Consider the following 23,987-nt stretch of genomic DNA (forward strand, 5'->3'; position numbering starts at 1 on the left):
CGGCGTGTAGCTCTTGCCGCCCGGGGCGTAGCTCCGGCATACGTGGGGCTGCTCGCGTTCCCGCGGGAACGCGTGGCCGCCCGCTCAGCTCCCGGCTACTCGCAGCCGACGCCGTCGTTGTCGCGGTCGAACTTCGGCGCCCAGCCGGGGTCTCCCGCGTGGATCGGAGCAGCTCCGGCCGCCCGGACGGCGTCGCAGTTCTGGTAGTGGACGCCCGCGGCGGGAGCGGGAGCGGGGGCGGGCGCCGGTGCCGGAGCGGGCACGGGCGCGGGGACGACGGCCGGAGCCGGAGCCGGCTTCGGCGCGGCGGCCGGCGCCTTCACGGGCACGTTGGCGACGACACCACCGGGCAGCGGCTCGGCCGGGCAGCTGCTGAGCACCGTGGCGATCGCGTTGCGCTCCGCCTGCGTCATCCAGAGCCCGTAGGTCACCTTGACCGCCACCTGCCGCGCCACGTACGCACAGCGGTAGGACTTGTTCGGCGGCAGCCAGGTCGCGGCGTCGCCGTCCCCCTTCTGCATGTTCAGCGGACCGTCGACCGCCAGCAGGTTCAGCGGGTCGTTGCCGAACGCCGTCCGGCGGGCCGCGTCCCAACCCTGGGCCCCGGTCTGCCAGCTGTTCGACAGCGCGACCACGTGGTCGATCTGCACGTCATCGCTGGTGCTCTGCCCGCGCTGGAAGGCGATCGTCCGGCCGGAGTAGGGGTCGGCGAGCGAGCCGGTCAGCACGACGCAGTTGCGGGTGCCGGCCTTGAACGTCTCTCCGCTCAGGTCCCGGGCCAGCATGTCGTTGCGGGTGTCGCAGCCGTTCCGGTCGACGTCCACCCAGCCGGAGCCGAACAGGTCGCGGTCGTAGCCGGTCTTCGCGGCCCGGCCCTGGACCGGGACGGCGGCCAGCGCGGCGAGTGCGGTCGAGGGCGGGGCGGCGACGACGGCCGTGTCGGTGAGCAGGCCACTGCTGCTGGAGGCAGCGGTGGAGGTGGTCGCCGCTTCGGCGCTCTCGTCCCCGAGGAGGGCCGCTTCGGCGGCAGCGATCGCGGCCTCGGTCTCGGCGGCGGACGACGACGCGGTCGCACTCGACGTGGCCGCGGTGGGCTCGGTCTCCGGGGTCGCGCTTCCGCAGCCGACCGCCAGAGCGGCAGCGACGAACGAGACGAGCGCGCGGAGGACGTGCCGTCGCCTGCGCCGCACGGTGGACGGTTGAGACGACGACATGAGCGGACCCCCGTTGAACTGCGACGAACCGCCCCATCGTGTGGCCGCTCCGGCCCTGAGCTGGGACGACATGCCACCGACGCCCGCCCGTGGCCCCACCCGTCCCTGCGGTCGCGCCCGCATCACCCGGCGAGGGGGTCCGCTGTGGCGGATCAGCGGTCCGTCGGGAGGACCACAGAGGACTCGGCGGGGCCGACGTAGCGCCTCCGGAAGCGTCCTGCCCACTCGGCGAGCTCGGGGATCGACGCGGCAGCGTTGGCGAAGCGACCGTGCCCGACGTAGCGCACGCCGGTCACCAGGTCGCCGCGCAGTCCGTCGAGCGCCGTCACCGCATCCTGCGCTGCGCGGTCGTCGTCCCGGGCTAGGACCACGGTGATCGCCTCGTCGAACAGGGGCTCCGCCGCGGAGCCGGAGCGACGGACGCTCTCGGTGAGCAGGACGTTGCGGAGCAGTTGCCGGGTCGCCGACCCCTTGAGCGCGTCGAAGGCCTCCCCGGGCATGCCGAAGTTCGCGCAGAACCGCCGGTACTTCCGGTCCTTCTCCTCGTCGACGGGGTCCCTGCTGAACGTGTCGATGTACTTCGCCTCCACCGCGATGAGCAGGCGCCGCCCGTCGACGGTTCGGCCCGCGACGACGGCGTCGAACGCCGATCCGTCGTTCAGGTGCTCCTTGCGGGCGGGCGCCCATTCGCACTCGATGCCATCGATGCCCCGGTCACCGACCGCCACGCGGTCGAGTCCGGCGAGCTCCCGTTGCAGGAGAACGCTGAGCAGCGAGACGGCCGCTGCCGGATGCGCGCGGAGGTGCCCGAAGACGGTGAAGCACAGCGGCATCGAGCTGAGCATGTTGGTGAACAGGCGGGTCTGCTCGAGCTGGCCGCCCTCACGCTGGACGACGTCCACCCGGGCGGCGGCGTACTGGGCGGCCTCGTCGCTGAGGAAGTTGCTCCGTCGATCGTCGGCCGGCAGGTAGTTGCCGAGTGTCCTTCCCCGCCGGTCGGTCCCCGCCGGCAGGTCCAGCACCTGCTCCCGGTAGGCGGACTGGCGACGCCGCTCCCGACGGGTGACCGCGTTGTCCGATGCGACGTCCATGATGTCCACGCTCATTCCTGACCTCCGCTCCGGTACAGGCAGATCGAGACCCGCCAGGCCCGTTATCGGCGGGTATCTGGCCGTTAGGGCAGGACGCGCCGCGTCGCATCGACGGAGCCGGACATCGGCGGCACCTGTGTCAGAGTCCGGCCGTGTCTGCGCCGCGGGAGAACGTCGACGTCCTGATTCGTCAGCAAGGAGGCGCGTGGTCCGCGCCGACCAGCCATGGCTACGCCAACGAGGCCGAACTCCAGGAGCTGCTCTTTCTCCAGCCGAGCCTGATTGAGGGCGTGAGCGCCGAGGCGGTCGCCGTCCGGGAGTTCAGCACCGGTGTCGGCCCGGCCGACCTGGTAATCGTGGACGTCGACGGCTCGCTGACGGTTGTCGAGTGCAAGCTGGCGTCGAACGCGGACATCCGCCGGACGATCATCGGCCAGGTCATCGACTACGCCGCGCGTCTCGCCGAGCTCGCGCCGGCGGACTTCGTCGAGCAGTGGCACAGCCAGGAGGGACCTTCTCTGAACGCCCTGTTCGACAGCCGCCCAGACGACCCACGCGGGGCGCTCGAGACCAACCTGTCGGCCGGGGTCTTCACGCTCGTCCTGGCTGTCGACGCGATCAACGAGGACCTGCGGCGCATCGTGCGCTTCCTCAACACCCACACCTCCGCCGGGATGCGGCTGCTGGCGATCGAACTGCGGCGAGCTGTCCACGGATCGACCGAGGTCCTCATCCCGACCGTGTACGGATTGGAGTCCGCGGACGAGAAGGACGCTCGTCGGAGCGGCAGGTCCCCAGCGCGCTGGACGCATGCGGACGTCGACCCCCATCTCCGAGAGCACGGCCACGAGGAGCTAGCCGACGCGCTGGCAGCCTTCAAGCGTGAGCTGGAGGCAGCCGGCTTCTGGGTGCGCGGCGGCGGCACTGGATCGGCTCCTAGCTACTCGATCTGGGGGCGCACGGCCGGCGGCGTTGAGATCGTGCCGTTCAGCGCCTACTGCAGCGACCTGTCGCTGTCCTGCAACTTCCAGTGGATCGCTCCGGCGGGGCGGGCCGCTCAGGAGCGTTTTCTGGACGAACTGCTCGCCGCCGGGGCCGAATTACGCAAGGAGGTCATCGCGGCCGCCAACTTCAGCAAGCGACCTGGCACTCCGCTCTCCCTCCTGCGCGATCCGGCTCGCCGGTCCGCGTTCGTCGCGGCTGCCCACCGACTGACGCAAGTCACGACGTTGCCGGACCGGGCCGGCTGACCCCCTCCAGGTCCACCGCGGTGCCGAGCGGCAGCCAACGGAACCGCCGCCGGATCTCCTCCGGCGCCCGGGCCAGGTCGCGCTCGACCCCGGCGCAGCCCTGGCGGAAGTGGCTCCAGCCCTCGTAGTGCACCGGGACGACGGTGCGCGCGTCGAGCAGTCGGCACAGCCGCACCGCCTCCCGCCCGGTCATCGAGTAGCGGACCGGGCCGGTCACCGGGAAGCGGACGCCGCCCAGGTGCAGGACGGCGGTGTCCACCCGCACCCGAGCGGCGACGTCCCGCAGGCCGCGGAAGAACACCGTGTCACCGGAGATCCACAGCCCGCCGTCCGAACCCTCCTCCGTCACCACGAACCCGACGACGTCCCCGGCGACCGGCCGGCTCAACGGCGGACCGTGCCGTGCCGGTGTCGCCGTCACCTGCAGCGTCGGGCGGCCCGGCATCGCCAGCACGGTCGTCTCCCACGGGCGCAGCCCGCGCGCTCCCCCGCCCAGCCGCGTCGCGCCGGCCGCCGTCGTCACGACCACCGGCACGGTCGGCAGCAGCGCCCGGCCGGCGTCGTCCAGGTTGTCCGCGTGGTGGTCGTGACTGAGCAGGACCGCGTCCACCGGCGGCAGCTCGTCGGGCTGCCGAGCAGGGCCGACCAGCTTCCGGGAGCCGGTCCCCCAGCCGAAGGCGTACCGCCGGCCGGGCGGGTCGAAGGTCGGATCGGTGAGCAGCCGCCAGCCGGCGACCTCGATCAGCAGCGTCGGCCCGCCGATGTGGGTCAGCCTCACGAAGCCCCGGTCACCTTGGGGCGTGACCCGGTCGCGTGGGCGAGCGCCCACTCGAGCACCTCGTCGGCGATCTGCTCCCAGCCGGCCTGGGCGGGCAGCAGGTGGGCGTAGCCCGGGTACTCCTTGACCTCGGTGACCGTGTCGCCGGAGTAGTGCCGGGCGTTCGACCGCTGCACGCTCGGCGGCATGATGTGGTCCTCCCCGCCGGAGACGAACAGCAAGGGCGGCCGCGCGTCGTTGGCGTAGTCGACGTGGGCGTCCTGCGGGCCGGGCATCAGGTTGGCCAGCACCGAGCTCCAGAGGATCCGGCCGGACGCCGGGATGTGGTAGCGCCGGTACAGCGCCCGCGACTCCTCCTCGTCCCAGGTGTTGGTGAAGGCGTAGTGCCACTGCTCCTCGGTGAGCCCGACGGCCTTGTGCCGGTTCGCCGGGTTCTTGAGCACGGCCCACGTCGAGCGGATCTGCGACAGCGGCGTCACGCGCACGCCCTCGGTCGGCGCGGAGTTGAGGACGACGCCGCACGCGCCGAGCCCGCGGTCGAGGAGCAGCTGGGTGATCGTGCCGCCGGCGGAGTGGCCGATCAGGATCGGCGGCGTCTCCAGCGCGCCGATGACCTCGGCCATGTGGTCGACGATCTGCGGCAGGGTGACCTCGGCGATCGGCGTCGGGTCGGCGTTGAGCGCCTCGACCTCGACCTCGAAGCCCGGATAGGTGGGGGTGAGCACCCGGAACCCGCGGTTCTCGTAGTGGGTCTTCCAGTGCTCCCAGCTGCGCGGGGTCACCCAGAAGCCGTGGATCAGCACGATGGTGTCGGGTGCGGCCATGCCCGTTCTCCTAGTGCGCGGGGACGTCGACGTGCTGACCCTGGCAGCGCCACGCCGCCGGTGATCGGCTGAGCGTGCAAGCGTCTGGTCTGTCGGTGCGGTCCTCTGCCACGCTCGACGGAGCTCCACGGGGACGTCCGCTCCAGCCGAGGCCAGGGACCGCCGATGCTGCTCCTCGACACCCGTGACCTCCCGCGCGCCGACCGCGTCGAGGCCTTCCGCGTCGCGATGCAGGAGGCCTCGGCACCCTGCCGGGTCGAGCTCAGCGAGCCTCCCGACCAGCTGCAGGCGCGGATGCACCTGTGGCGCTACGGCCGGACGGCGCTGTTCACCACCGACGCCTCGGGCTACCGGCTGACCCGCACGGAACGGCACCTGCGCGCGCAGGGCGAGCCCGTCCTGGCGGTGTCCTTGCAGGACTCCGGGCTCGGCGAGTTCGCCCAGCTCGGGCACGAGCAGGTGGTGCGGGACGACGACCTGATGCTGGTCGACCTCACCGCGCCGTACTCCTTCGGGTGCGCGACCGGCGGTGGGTCACGGGCGTTCCTGCTGACCTACGACCAGCTGGCGCTCCCGGTGGACGTCGTCCGGCGGGCGCTGCCACGGCTGCGTGCCAGCCCGCTGCACGACCTGGTGCACGCCCACCTGTCGCGGCTGGCCGCGACCGCTCCGGAGCTGGCGGCCGATCCGGGCGCCGCCGCTCTCGGGACGGCGACCGTCGAGCTCGTGCGGGCGCTGATCGTGTCGGCCGCCGGGGACGCCCTCCGCAGCCCGTCGGTGCGGGAGCGGACGCTGGTCACGCGGGTGCGGGCGTACGTCGCCCAGCACCTCCACGACCCCGGGCTGACGCCGGGCGCGATCGCCGGCGCGCACAACGTGTCGCTGCGCCAGCTGTACAAGGCGTGCAACGAGGCAGGTCTCCGGCTGGAGCAGTGGATCATCGAGCAGCGGCTGGAGGCGGCCCGGGTGCACCTGACCACGCCCGCCGGGTTGCGTCGGTCGATCGCGGCGACGGCGCGGGCACACGGCTTCGCCGACCCGAGCCACTTCACCCGGCGGTTCCGGCAGGCCTACGGGATGACGCCCCGCGAGTGGCAACGGGTCGCCACTGCCTGACCGCTTATGCGGCGAGTGCCGGGACCCCCGCCGTCGTCCAGCCGGGCGGGAGCGGGCGAGCCGTCTCGCCGCCGCGCGCGACGAGGTAGGGGCGCGCGAGGCGCTCCTTCTCGATCCGGTCCCAGACGGTCAGCAGGTCGGCGACCCACCGGGCAAGGGTGAGCGCGTTGCTGGCCAGCGGGTCGCCGGCGACCTCGGCCGTGGGGCGGGTGGGGATCCGCGGCCAGCGCGGGCTCACCAGGCTGCGCTTGGACGACGGGAGGGCGGCCACGTGAGCGGCGAAGGCGCCGTCGAGGGCGCTGGTCTCCGCGACGATCGCGAAGGCGAGGCCGGCCACGTCGGCACCGACGCCGAACCGCGCCGCGGCCTTGGCGGTGGTGACCAGGATCCGGCCGCTGAGCAGCCGGGCGATCCGGTCGTCGTCCGAGGCCAGGACCCAGGCGCCGGCCATGGTGGACTCCAGCCCCTCGCCGACGTTCACGTGCCAGCCCACGACCCGGCCCTCGACCGGCTGGTCGACAACGACGATCCCGCGCATCCGGACTCCGCTCTCAGTGATCACCCCGGCACGGGGCGTGAGGGACGTTCCCATGCGGAGACGGCTGGATGCCAGCCCTGTTTCGCGGTCGCTGCCTCATCGACAACACGCGCCCCAGGTGACCCTCGCGACTTGCGTCACCGCGCTCCGGGTGGGAGCGCGAGCACGTCGACGTGGCCGACCACGATCCGCAGCTGCCCGGCACGGCAGGCGTCCAGCCGTCGCCCGAGGTAGGCGCCGGCACCCCGTTCCAGGTCCGGTTGCTGCATGCAGGCGGCGGCGATCCAGGCGCGCAGCCACTCCTCGGCCAGCTCGGCCTGGCCGGCACCGAGGCGCCACGGGCTCGGCCGGACCTTCACCACTGCGCCCCGGCGGGCGAACGCGTCCGCGGCGACGGCGCCGGCGTCCGGACCGAGCAGCCGCCGACCGTTCGTGCAGCGTCGTTGATGGGCGTTGAAGGCATCCGCGAACTCGGCGTCGAGCGGATCGGCCGGCGCCAGCTCGACGTCCCCGGTGACCGACAGGGTCAGCAGTGCGGCGGCTCCGACCTCGGTGCACGCGGCGGCGAGCCGGTCCACCTCCTCGGCGGTCAGCAGGTCCAGGACGGCGGACGCGGTCACCAGCGCTGTGCCGGAGAGGTCGGCTGTGCGCAGGTCTGTGAAGTCGCCGTGGTGTGTCCGCGCGGAGACGACGGCGCCGTCGGCGGTCGAGCTGGGCATGGTCGCCGCGGCGGAGGCGAGGAGCCCGGGGTCGCGGTCGTGCAGGACCCACTCCTGCGGCCCGGGCAGCCGCGGGGCCAACCAGCGGCCCATCGAGCCGGTGCCGCAACCGAGGTCCCGGATGAGCGCCGGCGCCCGTCGCCCGGCCGCCAGGTGGTGGACGCGGACGAGCTCGACCAGGTCGGGCGCCCGCGCGGCGGCGTCGGCGTCCTCGCGCAGCGCCAGCCAGTCGGGGGCGCACACAGGCGAGCCGGGACGGCTCAGCCGAGCGCCCCAGGGAGCCGGTCCGGTATCCACGCGTCGCCTCCCTTGCTGAGGTGCAAGCCGCAGCAGGTCCCGTTCCCGGAGGGTGTGGATCCCACGGCCTCGCATCCCTACCCTCTCGAACTCGTGCAGGAAAAGAGACGGACCTACCGGGACCGTTCCTGATCATCGTCACCGTCGTCCGATGGCCCCGGACCTCGACGTCGTGACGAGGGGTCAGGTGGGCAAACACGACGTCGACGCCCGCATCGCCGAGTGGGAGGCGCTGGACCGGGCGCACGGGCTCGGCGGTGCCGGTCAGCGAGTGGCCGACACGCCTGCGGGAGCTGATGACCCGGTCGTGGGAGTTGGGCCTTCGACCTCGGTGGACGGCCCCGCAGGTTCGTCGTGCAGGGGTACCGGGCCCGCCCGTGGCCCGACGTCGCCGAGCTGGCCGCCGCGGTGCCGGCCGACGGTGACGTCGGTCGTCGACGTGGTCGCTGCCGACCGCGCCCCCGGCCAGGTGGCACTGGACCTGCTGTGCTCCTGACTGCCGGCGGCCGGAGGAGCCCGGCTTCCCGGAGCCCCGCAGCTCGGCGTGCGGCGGGAGACTCACGTCCATGGGGCGGCGCAAGCGCGGGACGCACCCGTACGACTACACACCCGCCGACGACAGGGGCTTCGCCGGCAGCGGGGTGGGTGGCACGCTGCGCGTGCTGCACGGACCCGGCTGCGGCCTGGGCGTGCCGGAGGGCGTCTCCTGCGACGTCGAGGTGCTGGCCGCGGACGGCGGTCTGCTGGACGAGTGCCACGAGGGGAAGTTCGGCAAGGAGCACCGCCTGCACGGCACCGCGCCCGGGGACCGGATCACCGTCACCGTGCGCGGCGGGTTCGGGGACGAGCGGCTGACCGCGTCGCGAACGGTGCGGCTGACCGGGCGCCTCGCGGACGTCGTCCGGTTCGGCGTCGGCCCCGCCTGGCGGCTGGTGGAGGCCATCGACACCGGAGAAGAGGAGCCGTGGCCCCACTCACCCACCGCCACCTCCTGGGGTACGGGCGTACGGCTGCGCGGGGCCGAGCCGGGCTGAGCGTAGAAAGAACGCCCGCCGCGCAAGATCGCCGACCCGATGGTGAGGGCAATGCCAGCATCAGAACCGCAGGAGCGCCGTCGCAAGCGCGAGTTGCTCGATCGCGTACTGGACGAGGAGTTGCCTCGATACGCCAAAGCCTTGGAGCGCCTCGGTCAGTGATCCATCTCGACGTCGAGTGCCGTGGACGTGACGCCGACCTCTCCGGTGGCCATGTTGGCCAACATGGCCACCGGGGAGGTGTCAGGCGAAGGGGTCGGCGGGGAGTCGCGGGTTGAGCAGGTGCGCGACCAGCGCCGTCCAGCCGGTCTGGTGACTGGCACCGAGGCCCTCACCGGTGTCCCCGTCGAAGTACTCGCTGAACGTCGGGTGCGCCGACCACAGCGGTGAGTCGCTGGACTCGATGCGCTTCCCGTCCGCCGGGCGCTTGCCGTCCACCGGCCGGAAGAGCCCGGTCAGCGAGTTGTCGATCAGGTCCGCGGCCTCGACCAGCGTGCAGTGCTTCCCCGAGCCGGTCGGGATCTCGATGGTGAACGAGTCGCCGTAGTGCCGGCCCAGCGTGCGCAGCTTGTCGGCGAGCAGCACGTTGACCGGGAACCAGATCGGCCCGCGCCAGTTAGAGTTGCCGCCGAACAGCTTGGTCCGCGACTCCCCCGGCTCGTACTCGATCGAGACGTCCCGCCCGCCGACGTTGGCGAACACCTGCCCGGTCGACTTCGACAGCGACCGGATGCCGTAGGGCGAGAGGAACTCCTCGGTGTCGAACATCCGCTGCAGGATCTTCCGCAGCCGCTCCTTGCCGACCAGCGACAGCAGCATCTTGCGGCCCTCGGGCGTCGACCGGCTGCGCAGCGGGCCCATCAGCTCCGGACGGCGCTTCTGCAGCCAGCGCACCCGGTCGGCGACGTCCGGCAGCTGGCTGACCCACCCGGGGATCTCGGTGGAACCCAGGATCGGCAGCAGCCCGACCATCGATCGGACCCGCAGCGGCTCCGACGTCCCGTCCGGTGCAACCAGGACGTCGTAGAAGAAGCCGTCGTCCTCCTGCCACAGCTTCACCTCGTGCGACCCGAAGGCGTTCATCGCCTGCGAGATCGCGAGGAAGTGCTCGAAGAACTTGGTCGCGGTGCCGTCCCACGCGTGGTCGAACCGGGACAGCTCGAGCGCGATCTTCAGCATCTGCTGGCAGTAGAACGCCATCCAGCTGGTCGCGTCGGACTGCTCCAAGCGGTAGCCCGGCGGCAGCGGCGCGGACCGGTCGAACAGCGCGATGTTGTCCATCCCGAGGAAGCCGCCCTCGAAGACGTTCGACCCGTCGGCGTCCTTGCGGTTGACCCACCAGGAGAAATTCATCAGCAGCTTGGTGAACACCCGGATGAGGAACTGCTGGTCGCGGTAGCCGTCGAGCCGGTAGACGTGCCAGGCGGCCCAGGCGTGCACCGGCGGGTTGACGTCGCCGAACGCCCACTCGTAGGCAGGCAGCTGGCCGTTGGGGTGCATCGCCCACTCGCGGCACATGAGCACGAGCTGTTCCTTGGCGAACGCGGGGTCGACGTGCGCCAGCGGGATGGTGTGGAAGGCGGTGTCCCACGCGGCAAACCACGGGTACTCCCACTCGTCGGGCATCGAGATGACGTCGGCGAGCGCGACGTGCCGCCAGTGGGTGTTGCGCCGGCCCTTCGCCCGGCGGGCCTCGGGCGCGGGGACGTCGGGGTCGCCGTCCAACCACTGGGCGACGTCGAAGCGGTACAGCTGCTTGGTCCACAGCAGCCCGGCGTAGGCGCGGCGGGCGACGTGCCGGTCCTCGTCGTCCAGGCTCGGGTGGATGACCCGGCCGTAGAACTCGTCGGCCTCGGCCTTGCGGGAGTCGAAGACCTGGTCGAAGACGTCGCCGAACGTCTGCTCGTCGGGGTCCTGCTGCCGCAGGCGCAGCTTGACGCTGACGGTCTCCCCCGGCGCGACGGCGTCCCACTGGTACCAGAAGGCGGCCTTGGTGCCCGAGCCGGCCGGGTTGACGGCGTCGAGGTCGCCGTGGACGACGCGGCGGTTGACGCCGTCCTTCGTGTACTTGCTGGCGTTGCGCCGCTTGGCGCCGAAGAGGCTGACGGCGTCGGTCTCGTTGTCGCAGCAGAGGACCTCGGGCGCGCCCTCCGCGGCGAGGACGTAGCGGCCGAGGAAGCCGTGCTCGGCCTCGACCGCCTCCAGTCCGTTGACCGTGAGGGTGGGCGCGAGGAGCTGGGTCAGCGTGCCTTGGCGCTTGTCGCCGCCCCAGGACCAGGTGTTGCGGAACCAGACCTGCGGCAGCAGGTGCAGCGGCGCCGGGTCGGGGCCGTGGTTGGTGGCGGAGACGATGATGCAGACGTCGTCCGGGGCGTTCTTGGCGTAGGTGACCTGGACGTCGAAGAACCGGTCCTCGTCCAGGACGCCGGTGTCGGCGAGCTCGTACTCGCGCTCGTCACGGCTGCGGCGGGCGTTCTCCTCGCGGAGTTCCTGGTAGGGGAACTCGGCCTGCGGGTAGCGGTAGAGCCACTGCATCCAGGAGTGGGTGGGCGTGCCGTCGAGGTGCCACCAGTACTCCTTGGCGTCCTCGCCGTGGTTCCCCTCCTCGTTGGTCAGCCCGAAGAGGCGCTCCTTGAGGATCGGGTCCTTGCCGTTCCACATCGCGACGGAGAAGTTGAGGAAGCCGTACCGGTCGCAGATGCCGCCCAGGCCGTCCTCACCCCAGCGGTAGGCGCGGCGGTGGGCGTGGTCGAACGGGAAGGAGCGCCAGGCGTCGCCGTCGGCGGAGTAGTCCTCACGGACGGTCCCCCACTGCCGGCCGGCCAGGTAGGGGCCCCACAGCCGCCAGGGGGCGGACATGTCACTCGATTCCGCCAGACGCGCGTGCTCGGCGCTGCGGTGGACGTCGGCGTGCTCGGGGGTGGGCTGTCCGTCGAGCGGAGAACCAGTTGCTGCGGCAGACACGACCTCCACAGTGCCACGGCGGCGTTGCCGTCCCGTGTCACGCGGGGACGTCTGTGACCAGAGTGACCGACTGGGCGCTCTGGCGGGTGTCTACTACGCCGCACCACGTGCCGAGCGAGCGCAGGAGGTCCCGGTGCCCCGTCTCCAGGTCGTCGTCGCGCACCCCGACGACGAGACGTTCGGCTGCGGTTCGATGCTGCTGCACGCGGCCGGCTCCGGCGCGGAGACCGCTGTCGTGTGCGCGACCCGGGGTGAGGCCGGCGGCCACGCCGACGACCTCGGGGTGGTGCGCGAGCAGGAGCTGCGCGAGGCCGCCGAGGTGCTCGGGGTGTCGCGGGTCGACCTGCTGGACTTCGCCGACTCCGGGATGAGCGGCGAGGCGCCGGCCGGCAGCCTGGTGTCCGCGCCGTTCGAGGACGTCGTCTCTGCGGTCACCGGGGCCGTGGCCGGGTTCGGGCCGGACGTGCTGATCACCCTGGACGGGAGTGACAGCCACCGGGACCACGTGCGTATTCGGGACGCCGCACTGGCGGCTGCTTCGAGTGTCGGGGTGCCGCGCGTCTACCTCGCCTGCATCCCGCGGTCACTGATGCGGCGCTGGGTCGACCACGTGAAGGTCGCCCGGCCGGACATGGAGCACCTCGATGCCGACTTGGCGGCGCTGGGAACTCCGGACGAGGAGATCACCACGTTCGTCGACGTCGCGGAGCACCTACCGGCGCGCGAGCACGCGATCGCGTTGCACGCCTCGCAGACCTCGCCGTTCGAGGGCCTGCCCGACGAGCTGCGCAGGGCGTTCCTGGCCACCGATCACCTCCGCCGCGTCGTCCCGCCCTGGCCCGGCGGCGCACCGGAGACCTGCCTTCTCGACTGATGGGCACTGTGGCCGAGTCGGTCTGTCGGGGACATTCCGGAGCGGGGACGACTCGGCCTCTGCTCTTGATCTCGCAGCGACCCAACGGATAGAAGCAGGTGGCGCCGGCGGAGATCGGCAACGCGACGGTCCCGTCGGTTCGACCGCTGCGCCCTCCGGCCTGATCACTGCCTGACGAGGGCTGCGGGCCCCGACCACCTCAAAGGTGGGCGAGACCCGCGCCGCGACTACTTCTTCTTGGCCTTTGCCTTTTTCGCCTTGGCCTTCGCCTTGGCATCGGTGGCCTTGGCCTTGAGCTTCGCGGTGGCCTTGTCGGCCTTCTTGCCCTTCTTCGTGCTGGTCTTCGCCATGGGGACGTCCTCGACTCCTCGGGGAAAGGAGCTCGAGAGCCTACTCGCGCCGTTGCCAGTCCCGCCTCGCTGGACTTCGAAGAGATTCGCAGATCGAATTGTCAGCAGGTGCAGCCGCGCAGTCAGCTCGCCCCGGCGAGTGGCTCGCCTACCGCTGGCGCTGGCGCTGTGGCCCGCCTTCGTCCTGGCGGATGGACCCCGCGGTCGCCGCGCAGGTCGGCTCGGCCACCAACCTGCTCCACGCACGTCCACCCTCGGCGCCGAGCTGGTGGGCCTCGACTCGGTCGGGATCGATCTCACTGCTGCCGCGCTGGTCGACGCGCGGTCCCGCTCGACGACGTCAACCGCGGCGGGAGCGGCCGACCTCCCACATCCCGTGCACACCCCGACCGAGGTGCTCGGCGAGCGGATCGGCAGCAGACTCGACCTCAGGCTCACGCTGCCCGCCGCGTATTAGCACGCCGGGTCGCCGACGGGCACGCTTTCCTCGGCAGGGCTCGCAATCGACGCTCACTGTCCCGCGTCGCGCTCCTCACCGTTCCCCCGTCGACGGAACCCGGCGATGCCTCCGGCAATGCCGCCAGAGATGCCCCCGGAGATGCGGCCCGTCACCGACTTGGCCCGGTCGAGGGTCTCGGTGCCGAGACGCAGCGAGACATCGAGCCCCTCGGCTCCGGTCTCGAACACCTTCCCCTTCAACTCCGTGGCCGCGTCCGCCCACGCCCGCGCTTCCACGAACTCGTGGCCGGTCTCGATCCCGAGCGGACCGTGAAAGTCAGCGACAGCGAGTGCGACCTTCTCGCTCGACTGCACGATGGCCGGGGACTGAATCGGGTTAAGCAACACCTTCGAGTTCGCCCTGCCCGCAGCCTCCGCCATCCGGGCCACCAGGCGCGTGGTGACCTGCGCGATGGCGTCCCGCCGCTTGTCTCGGGCGGCCTTCAGTCCGATGCGATGACCGTCGAAGTCGTCGGGAGCCACCACCAGCACACGGTCGATCTCGAGCACGGCTATCGCGTCCTGCAGCTGGAAACTGCGCGCCAGGACAGCGAGCCACCTTTGGCCCTTGACCTCGGCTTCCCGGGTCGTCTCGGCCAGCTCAGCGATCTTCGCCGTCCGCTCCAGCTTCTCGGCGAGCGCATCGAGCTGACGCAAGGCATAGGCCTGCGTCCGCGCGATCGTCGTGGATGATCCTTGGACTTTTGACCACGTGACCTCGTTGACCCGGCCACCGTGCTCGCGGAGCGTCATGGCCTCGTCGATGTCGAAGCCCACGCCGATCATGTCCGCATGGACCGCGTCCTCCTGGGCGCGAATCACATCGTCGAGCTTCTCGTCGATCTTGGCGAGGTAGTCGGTGATCTCCTCCATGGTCTGCTGCATGGCGAGCTGCGCCATGATCCCTGCAGCGCCGGCCAGCAGCGCCGGATTGCTCGCGATCGCCCCGGGGCCCTTCGCGAACTGGACGAAGCCCTTGATCTGGCCGTGGTTCCCCTTCACCACGCCTGTGCTGAGACCCGTCTTCGAGCTCTGCCTCAGCCCGTGCTTGGCCACCTGCTGCGCGGACTCCTTGGTCAGCTGCACCCAGCGACCCGAGCTGAGCGCCAGTTCGGAGCCCGCCTGCGCAAGTGCCGACCCGGCGCTGAGAGTCTTCGCCAGCCGGGGCAATCCAAGGTCCTTCGAGGGCAGTCCTTCCTCAGCAAGGAAGCGCTCGACTGCAGCAGGCTCGCCGATGACCGCCAGGCCGTCGCCGTCACTGATCAGCTGGATCTCATTTGTCATGGTCAGTCCCTAAGCAGACGGCAATGGACAGTGGTTGCGGTGAGCCCAAAGGCACACGGAGCGAACACCGGCACCCTGTCACGCAGCGTCGACCAGCAAGGACTGCCGGCACAGAAACCGTGACGCGTTGACGCTCCTGATGCAGCTGTTTCGCCGGCGCATGATTGCCTCCGCTGCGCGACGACGTCGTCAAGGAAGGACGGTCGCCATTTCGACGAGTCGGCAGAGCGCATTGACCTGACGCAGCTGTTCGGGCGTCCGCACCGGGGCGTCGAGCAGCTCCTCGCTCATCACGACGACGGCCAGTGCCTTGGCGCGGGACACCGCCACGTTCAGCCGATTCAGGTCGTAGAGGAACGTCACCCCGCGGGGCGCGTCCTCGGCGCTGGTCGACGTCATCGAGTACAGGACGACCGGCGCCTCCTGCCCCTGGAACTTGTCCACGGTGCCCACCCGGGCGCCGTCGGGCAGCAACCCGCGGATCAGCGCGACCTGGCCGTTGTACGGCGCGACGACCAGCACGTCCTCGGCACCGATTTCGTGCCGCTCACCGGCGGCGTCCACCCAGCCGACGCCCTGCAGCGAGCGCCACAGCTCCGCGACCGCCCGCGCCTCATCGGCCGAGGACGCCGCCGCCGGACGGGTGTGATCCACGAACCGGACGGCCAGCCCGCTGGCCCAGCCGTCGACGGCGATCCGCTCCCGGTCCGGTGCCGACTCCAGCCGGCCCTCGTAGGCGAGGTCGGACACGAACGCGGTCAGCGCCGGGTGCATCCGGTAGGTCCGGTCGAGGAAGACGCCGCGGTCCTCGGGCACGGTCGGGTGTCCCTCGAGCAGGTGCTCCAGCGCCGAGAGCCCGGACTCGCCCGGGTGCACGGCCTGCGTCGGCTGCGCCAGCTGCTGCGGATCGCCGAGCAGCATGAGCGACTTGGCGGCCCGGGCCACCGCGACCGCGTTCGCCAGCGAGAACTGCCCCGCCTCGTCGATGACCAGGACGTCGACCGCCTCGGCCAGGTTCTCCCGGCACCAGAACCACGACGTCCCGCCGACCAGCGGGACGTCACCGCCCAGCAGCCGGTTTTCGACGTCGGCGGCGTCCTTGGACCACTCGACCCCGGGTGCGCCGCACGCCTGGCTCTCCTCGCACTTCTGCAGCGCCGGCCGGCCCACCGCCCGGAGCACGTTGCCGATCACCGCGTGCGAGGTCGCCGTGACACCCACCTTCTTGCCGGCGTCGAGCAGCTCCCGGATCAGCCGGGACGCCGCCCGGGTCTTGCCGCTGCCGGGCGGCCCCTGCACCGCAAGCACCTCGCCCTGCAGCGACCGACCGAGCCGGACGACGGCGTCGCCGGCCTCCTCCCCCGGCAGCCGGCGGGTGTCGGCCGGGACGACGCGGTCGAGCAGCGCCTGCCCGAGACACGACCGACCGGCCAGGACGTCGTCCGCCGTCGCGGCGATCGCCGCGCGCAGGGCCTTGTCGTCGAGCGGCCCCTCCGGACCGAGGCCGCGGACGGCGGCGGGAGACTTGGTGCTCTTGACGACGAGGCGCCCGCCGACCGCATCGAGCGCGCGCACCTCGCCGACCCGCGTGCGGGTGTCGACGTCGAACGCCGGCTTGCCGACCGACAGCTTCGCGTCCTGCGGCGGAAAGGTGAACTCGTACAGCTTGCTGCGCTTCTCGGTACCGATTTCGACCGCGCCGGACAGGCCGCCGACCGCCGTCCGGTCCTCGATCAGCTGCTCGTCCTCCAGGTCGCCGCGGCTGAAGAACGCCCACCAGCCGGGCCGGGCCTCGCGGCGGTGCCACTGCACCAGGTCGCCCAGCAGGCCCTGTCCGACGTCGGTCAGCCGCTCGACCAGCGCGAGCTCGGCGACCTCGGCGTCCGACCGCGGGGCGGGGCCGGACACCTCGGGCACGGCCGGTCGCGGCTGCGGGCCGTGCAGCGCCTCCAGTCCGGCGCGCTCGGTCTCCAGCCAGTCGTGCAGCTCGCGGGTGGAGTCGACGTCGTCCTTGTTGTAGTCCTCGATCGCCTGCAGGCGGGCGGGGTCGCGGTCCGCGAGCCACTGCTCGTACTCGACGACGCTGGACATGGCGTCGGCCACGTCGCCGGTGTGCTCGCGCCCGTAGAAGGCCTCGACCTTCTTGATCGAGTACGACTCCTTGCTGATCCGCATCCCCTGGCGGACGACGGGATACAGGTCGACGAACCGCTCGGCGCGCAGCAGCTGGTCGAGCTCGGCCTCGCGGACGCCGTACCGGCCGGTCAGCCGCTTGAGCGCGCTGACCTCGTAGGCGGCGTAGTGGTAGACGTGCATGCCGGGGTCGGTGCGCCAGTCGTCGACGATCCGGTCGACGAGGTCGGCGACCATCCGCCGTTCCTGGTCGGCGTCGTGCGCCCACAGCGCGGTGAACCGGCCGGCGCGGTCGCCGAGGCCGGCCAGGTACTCCAGCCCCGCGCCGTCGCCGGACAGCGGATCGCCCTCGAAGTCGAGGTAGAGGTCGCCGGGGCTCGGTTTGGGGAGCCGCAGGAGGCCCTGCGCCGGGGCGGGCGTCAGCAGGGTGCGGGTGGGCGCGCCGGCGGCGCGACCGCGGAGCTGTTCGCGGGCCTGCTCCTGCAGCCGTTCCCGGGTGGCCCTGCCGATGCCGGTGGCCTTGAGCGTCTCGGGATCGGCGTCGGCCAGCTGCGGCAGCGTGGTGACGCCGACGGCGTGCAGCGCGGCGCGCTGGTCGCGGCGCATCCCGGCGACCAGGCTGAGGTCGTCCCCGTTCCGGAGCTCGGCCTCGCACCGCGCCTGCCAGGGGCACTGGCCGCAGTGGCTCACGGGCACCGGCTGGGTGGGCGGGGCGTCGCCGAGGAAGCCCTCCAACCGGAGCCGGGCGCGGCGGGCGTAGGCGGCGACGTCGACCAGCCGCCACGGCCGCGAAGCGCCGTCGCCGGTGACCACGAAGAGCCGCTCCGGCTCCCGGCCCTGCAGGACGGCGAGCCGGTCGGCGTAGGTGGCCATCTGCAGCAGCGCCGGCACCTTGACCCGGCGGGCGAGCTTGGCATCGGCGACCTCGTACGACCAGTCCCCCAGCGCCGACGGCGTCGCCGTCTTGAGCAGGAAGTCGGCCTGCCCGCCCCAGGTCCCGTCGAAGAGCGTCGCCTGGTAGATGACGTCGCAGCCCGCCCGCATCGCGTCGACGGTCGCGGCCTCGTCCCGTTCGCCGTCCAGCCGCGCGACGCTCCTGCCCTCGACCTCGAGGGACTCCAGGTAGCGCTGCTCGTGGGCGATGCCGAGGTCGACGACGAGCTGCCCCTGATCGTTCGCGCCCGCAGTGCGAGGCTCGAGCCGGCCGGCGGCGACCGCGAGGTTGAGCGTGGTGAGGTGGTGGCACTCCTGGTGCCGCGTCAGGTCGCTGGGGCTGAGGACCAGCCGGCCGTCGGCGCGGTACACGGCTCAGCTCCCCGTCGGACGGACGACGGGCAGGGACTGGTGCGGCAAGGTTCCCCCGGAGTGCGGCGTGCAGAGCCCGTTGAGGCTGTCACGTCCGACCCCGATCCGGAATGTCCGCGCGCCGATCTGGGGCTCGTGGGACTACTCGGTAGCAACGGCGCCGGTGCGGTTGGGCACCAGCTCGACCCAGGCGTTGCCCGGTGCCAGCGTCACCTGATCGCCGTCCGACCCGGTGAGGGTGACCGGGTCGCTGATCCTGGGCTTGGACCAGGTGGCCGCGACCGTGTGGCCGCCGGAGGCGACGAGCGCCTCACCGCTGCCGGTCAGGATGGTCTCCGGGACCGGGTTTCCGGCCGGGTCGCGCGCATCGGTGGAGACGACGTCGACCCGCAGGACGACGACGTTGGCGGCGCCGATCCGGCTGCCGTCCGCCTCGACGGCGGGAGTGCTGCCCTCGGCGCGCAGCCAGCGGTTGGCTTCGGCGTTCCAGGTCCACTGCGGGCGCCCGACGCCAGACATCGTCAGCGCCAAAGCGCCGGTCGGCTGTCCCTCGGCGACGGCGGTTGGCTGCTGATCCGCATCCGAGTACGCGAATTGGGCGGTGGGCGGGGCCCGGTGCGCGTCGTCGGCCTGGGCGACGAGGGTCTCCGGCGCCGCATAGACGTTGTGCGGCGCGCGGCGGGTCGTCCAGCGGTGGAAGCCGTCGATGCCGGAGTCCTGGGTGAGCACCTGCAATCCGGCGCCCCGGGCGGCGTCGACGTAGGTCGGCACGCCGCCGGAGAAGGCGAGCAGGCCGTGCAGTGGAGCGGCGATCGCGGGGTCCATCGGCCGAATGGAGCGCACCGGGCCGATCTCGGGCGGCAGGGTCGAGTGGTAGACGGCGACGAATCGGGTGATACCGCCCTCGACGACCTGCTCCCACACCACGTCGGCGGCGTTCAGCCCGGTCTGCGGGCGGGCGTCGACCGAGTTCTCGATCTTCACGGCGAGCGCCGGACGGTCCGCGACTGCCTCGGCGGGGACGCCGGTCAGCGGCCAAGCGGGTGTGGTGGGGCCTCCAGCGATCGAATCGAGGAGCGGCAGGGAGGCCAGGTCCCGCCCAGTTGCTTGCCACCCGACCACCACGGCCGCCACCAGGAGTACGAGCAGCGCCGCTCGACGACCGCGCCGCGACCTCTGCTGTCGGCGGCCCTTCGCCGACTTCCTCTTCTTGGCCGGGGTGCCCCTCCTGGTGCGCGAGCCCGTGCTGGGTCCGGAGCGGCGCCTTGGCGCGGTGGACCTGGGCACGTCAGGGCTCCCTGGCTCGGCGTGGCATCCCTTCTCGTATCGGCACGGCGCGACGGTGGCGGCACCACAGCCTCAATGCGCGGACGCTCTTCGATACGTACGTCACCGAAAGGCGCGCCGTCCGACCAATGCTGGCCGCCACGTCCCGCCGGTAGCAGATTTGGGGGCGGGCGTTCTCTCTGCATCGATTCCGGTTCCCACCTCGACCGGCTCACCCGGCTGACCGCGGGCGACGTCGTCTGGCCGTCGCGGTTGGACCGTTCGGCGTGGGCCGGGTTCCGTCGTGATCCGGCAGCGACCCGGTCGATGGAGCAGGTGGCGCCGGAGGAGATCGGCGACGCGACGATCGCGCTGTGCCGGGTGAGGGCTGCGGTGACCACGGACGGCTGTTCGCCCGGACGCTGGAGGTGTCGGCTGTCGCCGCCCCACCGCGGCGCAGGTCGCCGTCCTGGAGTCGGCGCTGGCCGCGGCAACGTCCGCCAGCCGGTTGATCGCCGCGACGTCCGGCGTGCTCACCACCTGGCGTGCGGATCGGTCCCGCCCCTGGAGGAGCGGGACCGGCCGTCGCGACTACTTCGTCTTGGCCTTCGCCTTGTCCTTCGTCGACTTGGCCTTCGCCTTGACGTCCGTGGCCTTGGCCTCGAGCTTCGCAGTGGCCTTGTCGGCCTTCTTGTCCGCCTTCGCGGTGGCCTTGGTGGCCTTCTTGCCCGGCTTTGTGCTGGTCTTGGCCATGGCGACGTCCTCGTCTCCTCGGGAACAGGGCTCGAGAGCCTACCGCCGCCCGCCAGTTCCCCACCGGGCGTCGGCAACCTGTGTGTGGGGGGCTGTTCTGTCGAGCGGGCAAGGAACCGCCCCGGCGAGGTCTGCGGCGGCGGGCTCCCCCTTCGGGGGATGTGCCGTGGCCAGTCCATGACTGGGATGCGCGTCTGCAGCAGGGCGATGCGGGGCGCTGCTCTCCAGCGGCCAGTCGGCACGCCGAACGACCGGATCAGCGGGTGGGGCCGTGCCGAGCGCCTGGTCAGACCACTGCTCGTCGCGGCGACCGCCGCCGCAACAGGGCGGTGTTTCCATCGACTGGAGCGCGGTGGCCGCCGTCCCGGCGCCCAGTCCAGCAACATGGATCGCCGCCCCGGGCCCGAGCGTGGCCTCAAGACCACGCACGTCGGGTGGGATGACTGCCTGGCCCCGCCCGATGCCCATCTTCCTTGACCGCACGCGCGCCTCACAGGCGCGGAGCCGCGCACGGGACAGGGCATCGCGCTCGCACCACACCGGCGGCGAGTGCCAACCCGGCACGGATGGGGTTGATGGGACGGCGGTGACGGGCGGTAGTGCGAGTGGGCGTCATACCCCGGGTGACCGCCGCGGCAGAGTTAACGTCCCCCGACCGTTCCGATTCACCCGGAACTCCCGCTCACGCAACTCTGCAGCGCTCATTGGGGACACAGCCACATGATGGACATCAACCAGCCGGCGGCGTCGACGACCGAAGCAGCCCCGCCCAAGCTGACGCCGCCACTTGCGCTCACCCCGCCGGCGGAGGTCGCGGTCATCGAACCCGAGCAGGCCGAAGGAATGTTGCCGATCTCTGACGACCGCCGGACGCAGCTCAGGGAGATGGCCCACAAAGAGGTCGAGGCCATCTCCGGGCTGCAGCCGAACAGCCCGGAGATGAGCCAGAAGGTCGACGAACTGGCCGACCTCGGCCGAGCGGAGATCATGCAGGCCGGCAACCTGGCCAACCGGATGCTCCAGCGGCCTGCAACGGCCCTCGAGGGGAATAACGGCAAAGCTCCGGACACGGCGCAAGGCAAGGTCTCCAAGACGCTTGCGGACCTGCGACACACCATCGAGGACCTGAGTCCGTCAGGCACCAATCTGGGCGCGTCACGGAAGCTCTTCGGGGTCATCCCCTTCGGCAAGCAGATCGACCGCTACTTCGACAAGTACCGGTCGGCCCAATCACACCTCGACGCCATCACACGGGCGCTCGTCGCTGGGCAGGACGAACTCCGCAAGGACAACGCGGCGATCGACACCGAACGGCGCGAGATGTACGCGGCCATGGAGAAGCTCAGCGAGTGGGCGTTCGTCCTGCAGTCCCTGGACGACGCGGCGGAGACCAAGCGCCTCCAGCTGGAGAACACGCGCCCGCAGGTGGCCCAGGACTTTCAGGGCCGAGTCCTCTTCGCGATCCGCCAGCGTCGGACGGACGTGCTCACCCAGTTGGCCGTCACCGCTCAGGGCTATCTGGCCATGGACATGGTCAAGCAGAACAACTCCGAGCTCATCCGCGGCGTCGACCGCGCTCGCTCCACCACGCTCTCGGCCCTGCGCACGGCCGTCATCGCGTCGCAGGCGCTGGCCAGCCAGAAGCTGGTACTGGAGCAGATTTCGGCGCTCAACGCCACGACAAGCCAGCTGATCGCCAACAACGCCTCGCTCCTGCGCTCGCAAGGAGCCGCAATCCAGCAGCAGGCCGCCAGCAGCACGGTGGACATCGCAAAGTTGGAGCAGGCGTTCACGGACGTCTTCGCCGCCATGGACGAACTCGACCGTTTCCGAGCTCAGGCTGCAACCAGCATGCAGGGCACAGTCGCTCGGCTGGAGGGCCAAATGGAGCGAGCCAAGCCCTACCTCGCCCGGTCGACGCGTGTGGATCCGTCGTGAGGTCCACGTTGCTATATACCGGAGGACAACGATGAAGGCGCGTCGGTGGGCCTGGGCACTCGTTCCTGTTCTGACCTTCGGGCTCTTCAGCTGGTTGACGTACGGGTTCTTGGCTGCGCGGCGACGTTCCATCCCGCTGGCCGCCGAGGCGGCGGCCTACTTTGCGTTATTCCTGCTCGTGATGAGCCCCGTTGCCCAGACGGATGACGGCAAATTGACCGACGCCGCTGGAATATTGATGTGCATTGGATGGGGCGTCTCGAGTTTCCGTGCCTTTTGGCTGACAAACTCCAAGCGCGCAAGCCAGGACTCACATGGGCTCAGCATTCCGATGAACCCGCGGGATACACCACCGACAGGCCAGGTGTCAGCGTCGGCCTCTGGCGGTGACCTGGCGACCCGGGACGCTCTCCTCACCGAAGTCCGCTTCGGCGCCGCAAGGTTCCACTACGCTCCGCCGGATCACCGAATCGATTCGGACATCTGGGATGGACTGGAGAGAATCGTCGGTTACAGCTGGACCGTGCTGGCGACCGCGCGGGAGAAGGGCATAGTTGGTGACCAATTGATCGCCGTGGAGTTGATGCACAGCGATTATGTCCCGTCGTCGGTTCGCGTGGTCACTGCGGTGACACCCGAGCAATTGGTCACCGCGGAGGACGCTGCACGGGCCAACCAAACGGCTCGCCAGATCGTGGACACCATCAGTCGTGAATTGACCTCGATGATGCGATCGGTGGGTAGCGGGGACCTGACCAAATTGGACGAACAACAGGCGTTCTTGCAGAGCCGCTTCGGCCAAACTGGCAGCATTCACCTCTGATCCGCCCGCAGCGGACTGCCGGCTCGGGCGGTTTGTCAGGCGCCGGCTCGCGCTCAAAGCGACGGATGACCAGATCGGGGAGCAACTGTCTCGCGGCGAGTTCACCAGGCCGCCACGGTGGACAACGTCGTCGCCGCCATCACGGCCCGGCGATCCGCTTCTCAATGACCTACAGGAAGCAGAAATCACTTCATGGCGTCAGCAACTCCTGAGACCCGCAACCAGCTGGGCGCCGGCCCACTCGGCGAGCGATACGACGAAGCCCTGGCCTACGCCGCAGCCCACCACCGGCACCAGCTTCGCAAGGGCTCCCGGGTGCCCTACATGTCACACCTCATCAGCGTCAGCGCGATAGTCCTAGAGCACGGTGGGAGCGAGGGCCAGGCGATCGCGGCCCTGCTGCACGACGCGGTCGAGGACGCGCCGGCCGGTGAGGGCCTGACCGTCCTGCGGGAGATCCGGGAGCGGTTCGGCGAGACTGTCGCCGACATCGTCGAGGCCTGCAGCGACTCGCTCAACGAGACCACCGCGGGCAAGGCCCCGTGGGCGGAGCGGAAGCGCGCCTACATCGACGGGCTGCGCGACAAGGCGAAGAAGTCGGATGAGGCGTTGCTGGTGACGGCGGCAGACAAGATCCACAACGGATCGTGCATCGCGGCCGATCTGCGCACCTACGGCTCGGAGTTCTGGTCGACGTTCAACGCCTGCGAGCACGAACTGCTCTGGTACTACACCAGCGTCGACGCCGCGGTCACCGAGCGCGTGCCCGAAACCAGCATCGCCATCGCGCTGCACCGCGCGGTCGAGGACCTCGTGGCGGCAGCAGACGCCGACCGTGACTCAATCACCAGCGGGCTCCCGGACTGCGGCTGCCGACCCGGCGACTGAGCGTCGCCGCACCAAGCGCCAGCTTTCGGGCGCCATCAGCGGGCTGCGCA

At 71.2% G+C, this 23,987-nt stretch carries 20 protein-coding genes; 8 read left to right on the forward strand and 12 right to left on the reverse strand.

Annotation, left to right across the window (positions count from 1 at the left end):
* Positions 1 to 95: 95 nt before the first annotated feature.
* Positions 96 to 1,190 (reverse strand): DUF1524 domain-containing protein, encoded by a 1,095-nt coding sequence (locus HL189_RS15630; protein WP_369134633.1) that lies wholly within the window; start codon positions 1,188 to 1,190, stop codon positions 96 to 98.
* A 176-nt stretch (positions 1,191 to 1,366) separates the two neighbouring features.
* Positions 1,367 to 2,320, reverse strand: coding sequence for a hypothetical protein (locus HL189_RS15635; protein WP_369134634.1), 954 nt, complete (start codon positions 2,318 to 2,320; stop codon positions 1,367 to 1,369).
* Positions 2,321 to 2,457: 137 nt separating this feature from the next.
* Here HL189_RS15635 and HL189_RS15640 point away from each other — a divergent pair, with 137 nt between their 5' ends.
* Complete coding sequence (locus HL189_RS15640) at positions 2,458 to 3,555, forward strand: hypothetical protein (protein WP_369134635.1); 1,098 nt, start codon at positions 2,458 to 2,460, stop codon at positions 3,553 to 3,555.
* On the opposite strand, the gene HL189_RS15645 is transcribed toward HL189_RS15640, so the two are convergent.
* Positions 3,527 to 4,333, reverse strand: coding sequence for an MBL fold metallo-hydrolase (locus HL189_RS15645; protein WP_369134636.1), 807 nt, complete (start codon positions 4,331 to 4,333; stop codon positions 3,527 to 3,529). The two genes, HL189_RS15640 and HL189_RS15645, sit on opposite strands and share 29 nt — an antisense overlap.
* Complete coding sequence (locus HL189_RS15650) at positions 4,330 to 5,157, reverse strand: alpha/beta hydrolase (RefSeq protein WP_369134637.1); 828 nt, start codon at positions 5,155 to 5,157, stop codon at positions 4,330 to 4,332. Before HL189_RS15650 ends, HL189_RS15645 begins: the two co-directional genes overlap by 4 nt.
* A gap of 165 nt (positions 5,158 to 5,322) precedes the next feature.
* Here HL189_RS15650 and HL189_RS15655 point away from each other — a divergent pair, with 165 nt between their 5' ends.
* A complete protein-coding gene (locus HL189_RS15655) occupies positions 5,323 to 6,273 on the forward strand; it encodes a helix-turn-helix domain-containing protein (protein ID WP_369134638.1) in 951 nt (316 codons plus the stop codon).
* Between the two features lie 4 nt (positions 6,274 to 6,277).
* Here HL189_RS15655 and HL189_RS15660 read toward each other — a convergent pair whose 3' ends face one another.
* Entirely contained in the window at positions 6,278 to 6,811 is a 534-nt protein-coding gene (locus HL189_RS15660) for a hypothetical protein (RefSeq protein ID WP_369134639.1), read from the reverse strand.
* 137 nt (positions 6,812 to 6,948) lie between these two features.
* Positions 6,949 to 7,773 carry a class I SAM-dependent methyltransferase gene (locus HL189_RS15665; RefSeq protein WP_369134640.1) on the reverse strand — a complete coding sequence of 275 codons (825 nt, stop codon included), beginning with the start codon at positions 7,771 to 7,773 and terminating at the stop codon, positions 6,949 to 6,951.
* A gap of 620 nt (positions 7,774 to 8,393) precedes the next feature.
* On the opposite strand from HL189_RS15665, the gene HL189_RS15670 reads away from it, so the two are divergent.
* The gene (locus HL189_RS15670; RefSeq protein WP_369134641.1) at positions 8,394 to 8,861 is read left to right on the forward strand and encodes a hypothetical protein; all 468 of its coding nucleotides are present in this window, start codon (positions 8,394 to 8,396) and stop codon (positions 8,859 to 8,861) included.
* 243 nt (positions 8,862 to 9,104) lie between these two features.
* Here the strand turns inward: HL189_RS15670 and HL189_RS15675 are convergent, their stop codons facing one another.
* Positions 9,105 to 11,720 carry a glucosidase gene (locus HL189_RS15675; protein ID WP_369134642.1) on the reverse strand — a complete coding sequence of 872 codons (2,616 nt, stop codon included), beginning with the start codon at positions 11,718 to 11,720 and terminating at the stop codon, positions 9,105 to 9,107.
* Positions 11,721 to 11,958: 238 nt separating this feature from the next.
* Here HL189_RS15675 and HL189_RS15680 point away from each other — a divergent pair, with 238 nt between their 5' ends.
* Positions 11,959 to 12,699 (forward strand): PIG-L deacetylase family protein, encoded by a 741-nt coding sequence (locus HL189_RS15680; protein WP_369134643.1) that lies wholly within the window; start codon positions 11,959 to 11,961, stop codon positions 12,697 to 12,699.
* Positions 12,700 to 12,926: 227 nt separating this feature from the next.
* Here the strand turns inward: HL189_RS15680 and HL189_RS15685 are convergent, their stop codons facing one another.
* Entirely contained in the window at positions 12,927 to 13,049 is a 123-nt protein-coding gene (locus HL189_RS15685; RefSeq protein ID WP_369134644.1) for a hypothetical protein, read from the reverse strand.
* Between the two features lie 268 nt (positions 13,050 to 13,317).
* Between HL189_RS15685 and HL189_RS15690 the strand changes: the two genes are divergently transcribed.
* Entirely contained in the window at positions 13,318 to 13,506 is a 189-nt protein-coding gene (locus tag HL189_RS15690) for a hypothetical protein (RefSeq protein WP_369134645.1), read from the forward strand.
* Between the two features lie 53 nt (positions 13,507 to 13,559).
* Here the strand turns inward: HL189_RS15690 and HL189_RS15695 are convergent, their stop codons facing one another.
* The 4 genes from HL189_RS15695 to HL189_RS15710 form a co-directional block, all read right to left on the reverse strand.
* A complete protein-coding gene (locus HL189_RS15695; RefSeq protein WP_369134646.1) occupies positions 13,560 to 14,831 on the reverse strand; it encodes a hypothetical protein in 1,272 nt (423 codons plus the stop codon).
* A 189-nt stretch (positions 14,832 to 15,020) separates the two neighbouring features.
* Entirely contained in the window at positions 15,021 to 18,269 is a 3,249-nt protein-coding gene (locus HL189_RS15700) for a TM0106 family RecB-like putative nuclease (protein WP_369134647.1), read from the reverse strand.
* 141 nt (positions 18,270 to 18,410) lie between these two features.
* Positions 18,411 to 19,403, reverse strand: coding sequence for a DUF3048 domain-containing protein (locus tag HL189_RS15705; protein WP_369134648.1), 993 nt, complete (start codon positions 19,401 to 19,403; stop codon positions 18,411 to 18,413).
* 723 nt (positions 19,404 to 20,126) lie between these two features.
* On the reverse strand, positions 20,127 to 20,288 hold the full coding sequence (locus HL189_RS15710; protein WP_369134649.1) for a hypothetical protein: 162 nt from the start codon (positions 20,286 to 20,288) through the stop codon (positions 20,127 to 20,129).
* Between the two features lie 720 nt (positions 20,289 to 21,008).
* Between HL189_RS15710 and HL189_RS15715 the strand changes: the two genes are divergently transcribed.
* The 3 genes from HL189_RS15715 to HL189_RS15725 all read left to right on the forward strand — a co-directional run bounded on the left by HL189_RS15715 (position 21,009) and on the right by HL189_RS15725 (position 23,937).
* Positions 21,009 to 22,226, forward strand: a complete 1,218-nt coding sequence (locus tag HL189_RS15715; RefSeq protein WP_369134650.1) for a toxic anion resistance protein — start codon at positions 21,009 to 21,011, stop codon at positions 22,224 to 22,226.
* 31 nt (positions 22,227 to 22,257) lie between these two features.
* Positions 22,258 to 23,049 (forward strand): hypothetical protein, encoded by a 792-nt coding sequence (locus HL189_RS15720; protein WP_369134651.1) that lies wholly within the window; start codon positions 22,258 to 22,260, stop codon positions 23,047 to 23,049.
* A gap of 192 nt (positions 23,050 to 23,241) precedes the next feature.
* Positions 23,242 to 23,937 (forward strand): HD domain-containing protein, encoded by a 696-nt coding sequence (locus HL189_RS15725; RefSeq protein WP_369134652.1) that lies wholly within the window; start codon positions 23,242 to 23,244, stop codon positions 23,935 to 23,937.
* Positions 23,938 to 23,987 lie beyond the last annotated feature (50 nt).

This window comes from Modestobacter sp. I12A-02662 (assembly GCF_041028325.1).
Lineage (GTDB): Bacteria > Actinomycetota > Actinomycetes > Mycobacteriales > Geodermatophilaceae > Modestobacter.

Bases quoted from the DNA above. Each gene is read 5' to 3' on its own strand.
- HL189_RS15635 (WP_369134634.1), bottom strand. From the start codon at position 2,320: ATGAGCGTGGACATCATGGACGTCGCATCGGACAACGCGGTCACCCGT.
- HL189_RS15650 (WP_369134637.1), bottom strand. From the start codon at position 5,157: ATGGCCGCACCCGACACCATCGTGCTGATCCACGGCTTCTGGGTGACC.
- HL189_RS15655 (WP_369134638.1), top strand. From the start codon at position 5,323: ATGCTGCTCCTCGACACCCGTGACCTCCCGCGCGCCGACCGCGTCGAG.
- HL189_RS15660 (WP_369134639.1), bottom strand. From the start codon at position 6,811: ATGCGCGGGATCGTCGTTGTCGACCAGCCGGTCGAGGGCCGGGTCGTG.
- HL189_RS15670 (WP_369134641.1), top strand. From the start codon at position 8,394: ATGGGGCGGCGCAAGCGCGGGACGCACCCGTACGACTACACACCCGCC.
- HL189_RS15675 (WP_369134642.1), bottom strand. From the start codon at position 11,720: ATGTCCGCCCCCTGGCGGCTGTGGGGCCCCTACCTGGCCGGCCGGCAG.
- HL189_RS15685 (WP_369134644.1), bottom strand. From the start codon at position 13,049: ATGGCGAAGACCAGCACGAAGAAGGGCAAGAAGGCCGACAAGGCCACC.
- HL189_RS15695 (WP_369134646.1), bottom strand. From the start codon at position 14,831: ATGACAAATGAGATCCAGCTGATCAGTGACGGCGACGGCCTGGCGGTC.
- HL189_RS15710 (WP_369134649.1), bottom strand. From the start codon at position 20,288: ATGGCCAAGACCAGCACAAAGCCGGGCAAGAAGGCCACCAAGGCCACC.
- HL189_RS15715 (WP_369134650.1), top strand. From the start codon at position 21,009: ATGATGGACATCAACCAGCCGGCGGCGTCGACGACCGAAGCAGCCCCG.
- HL189_RS15720 (WP_369134651.1), top strand. From the start codon at position 22,258: ATGAAGGCGCGTCGGTGGGCCTGGGCACTCGTTCCTGTTCTGACCTTC.
- HL189_RS15725 (WP_369134652.1), top strand. From the start codon at position 23,242: ATGGCGTCAGCAACTCCTGAGACCCGCAACCAGCTGGGCGCCGGCCCA.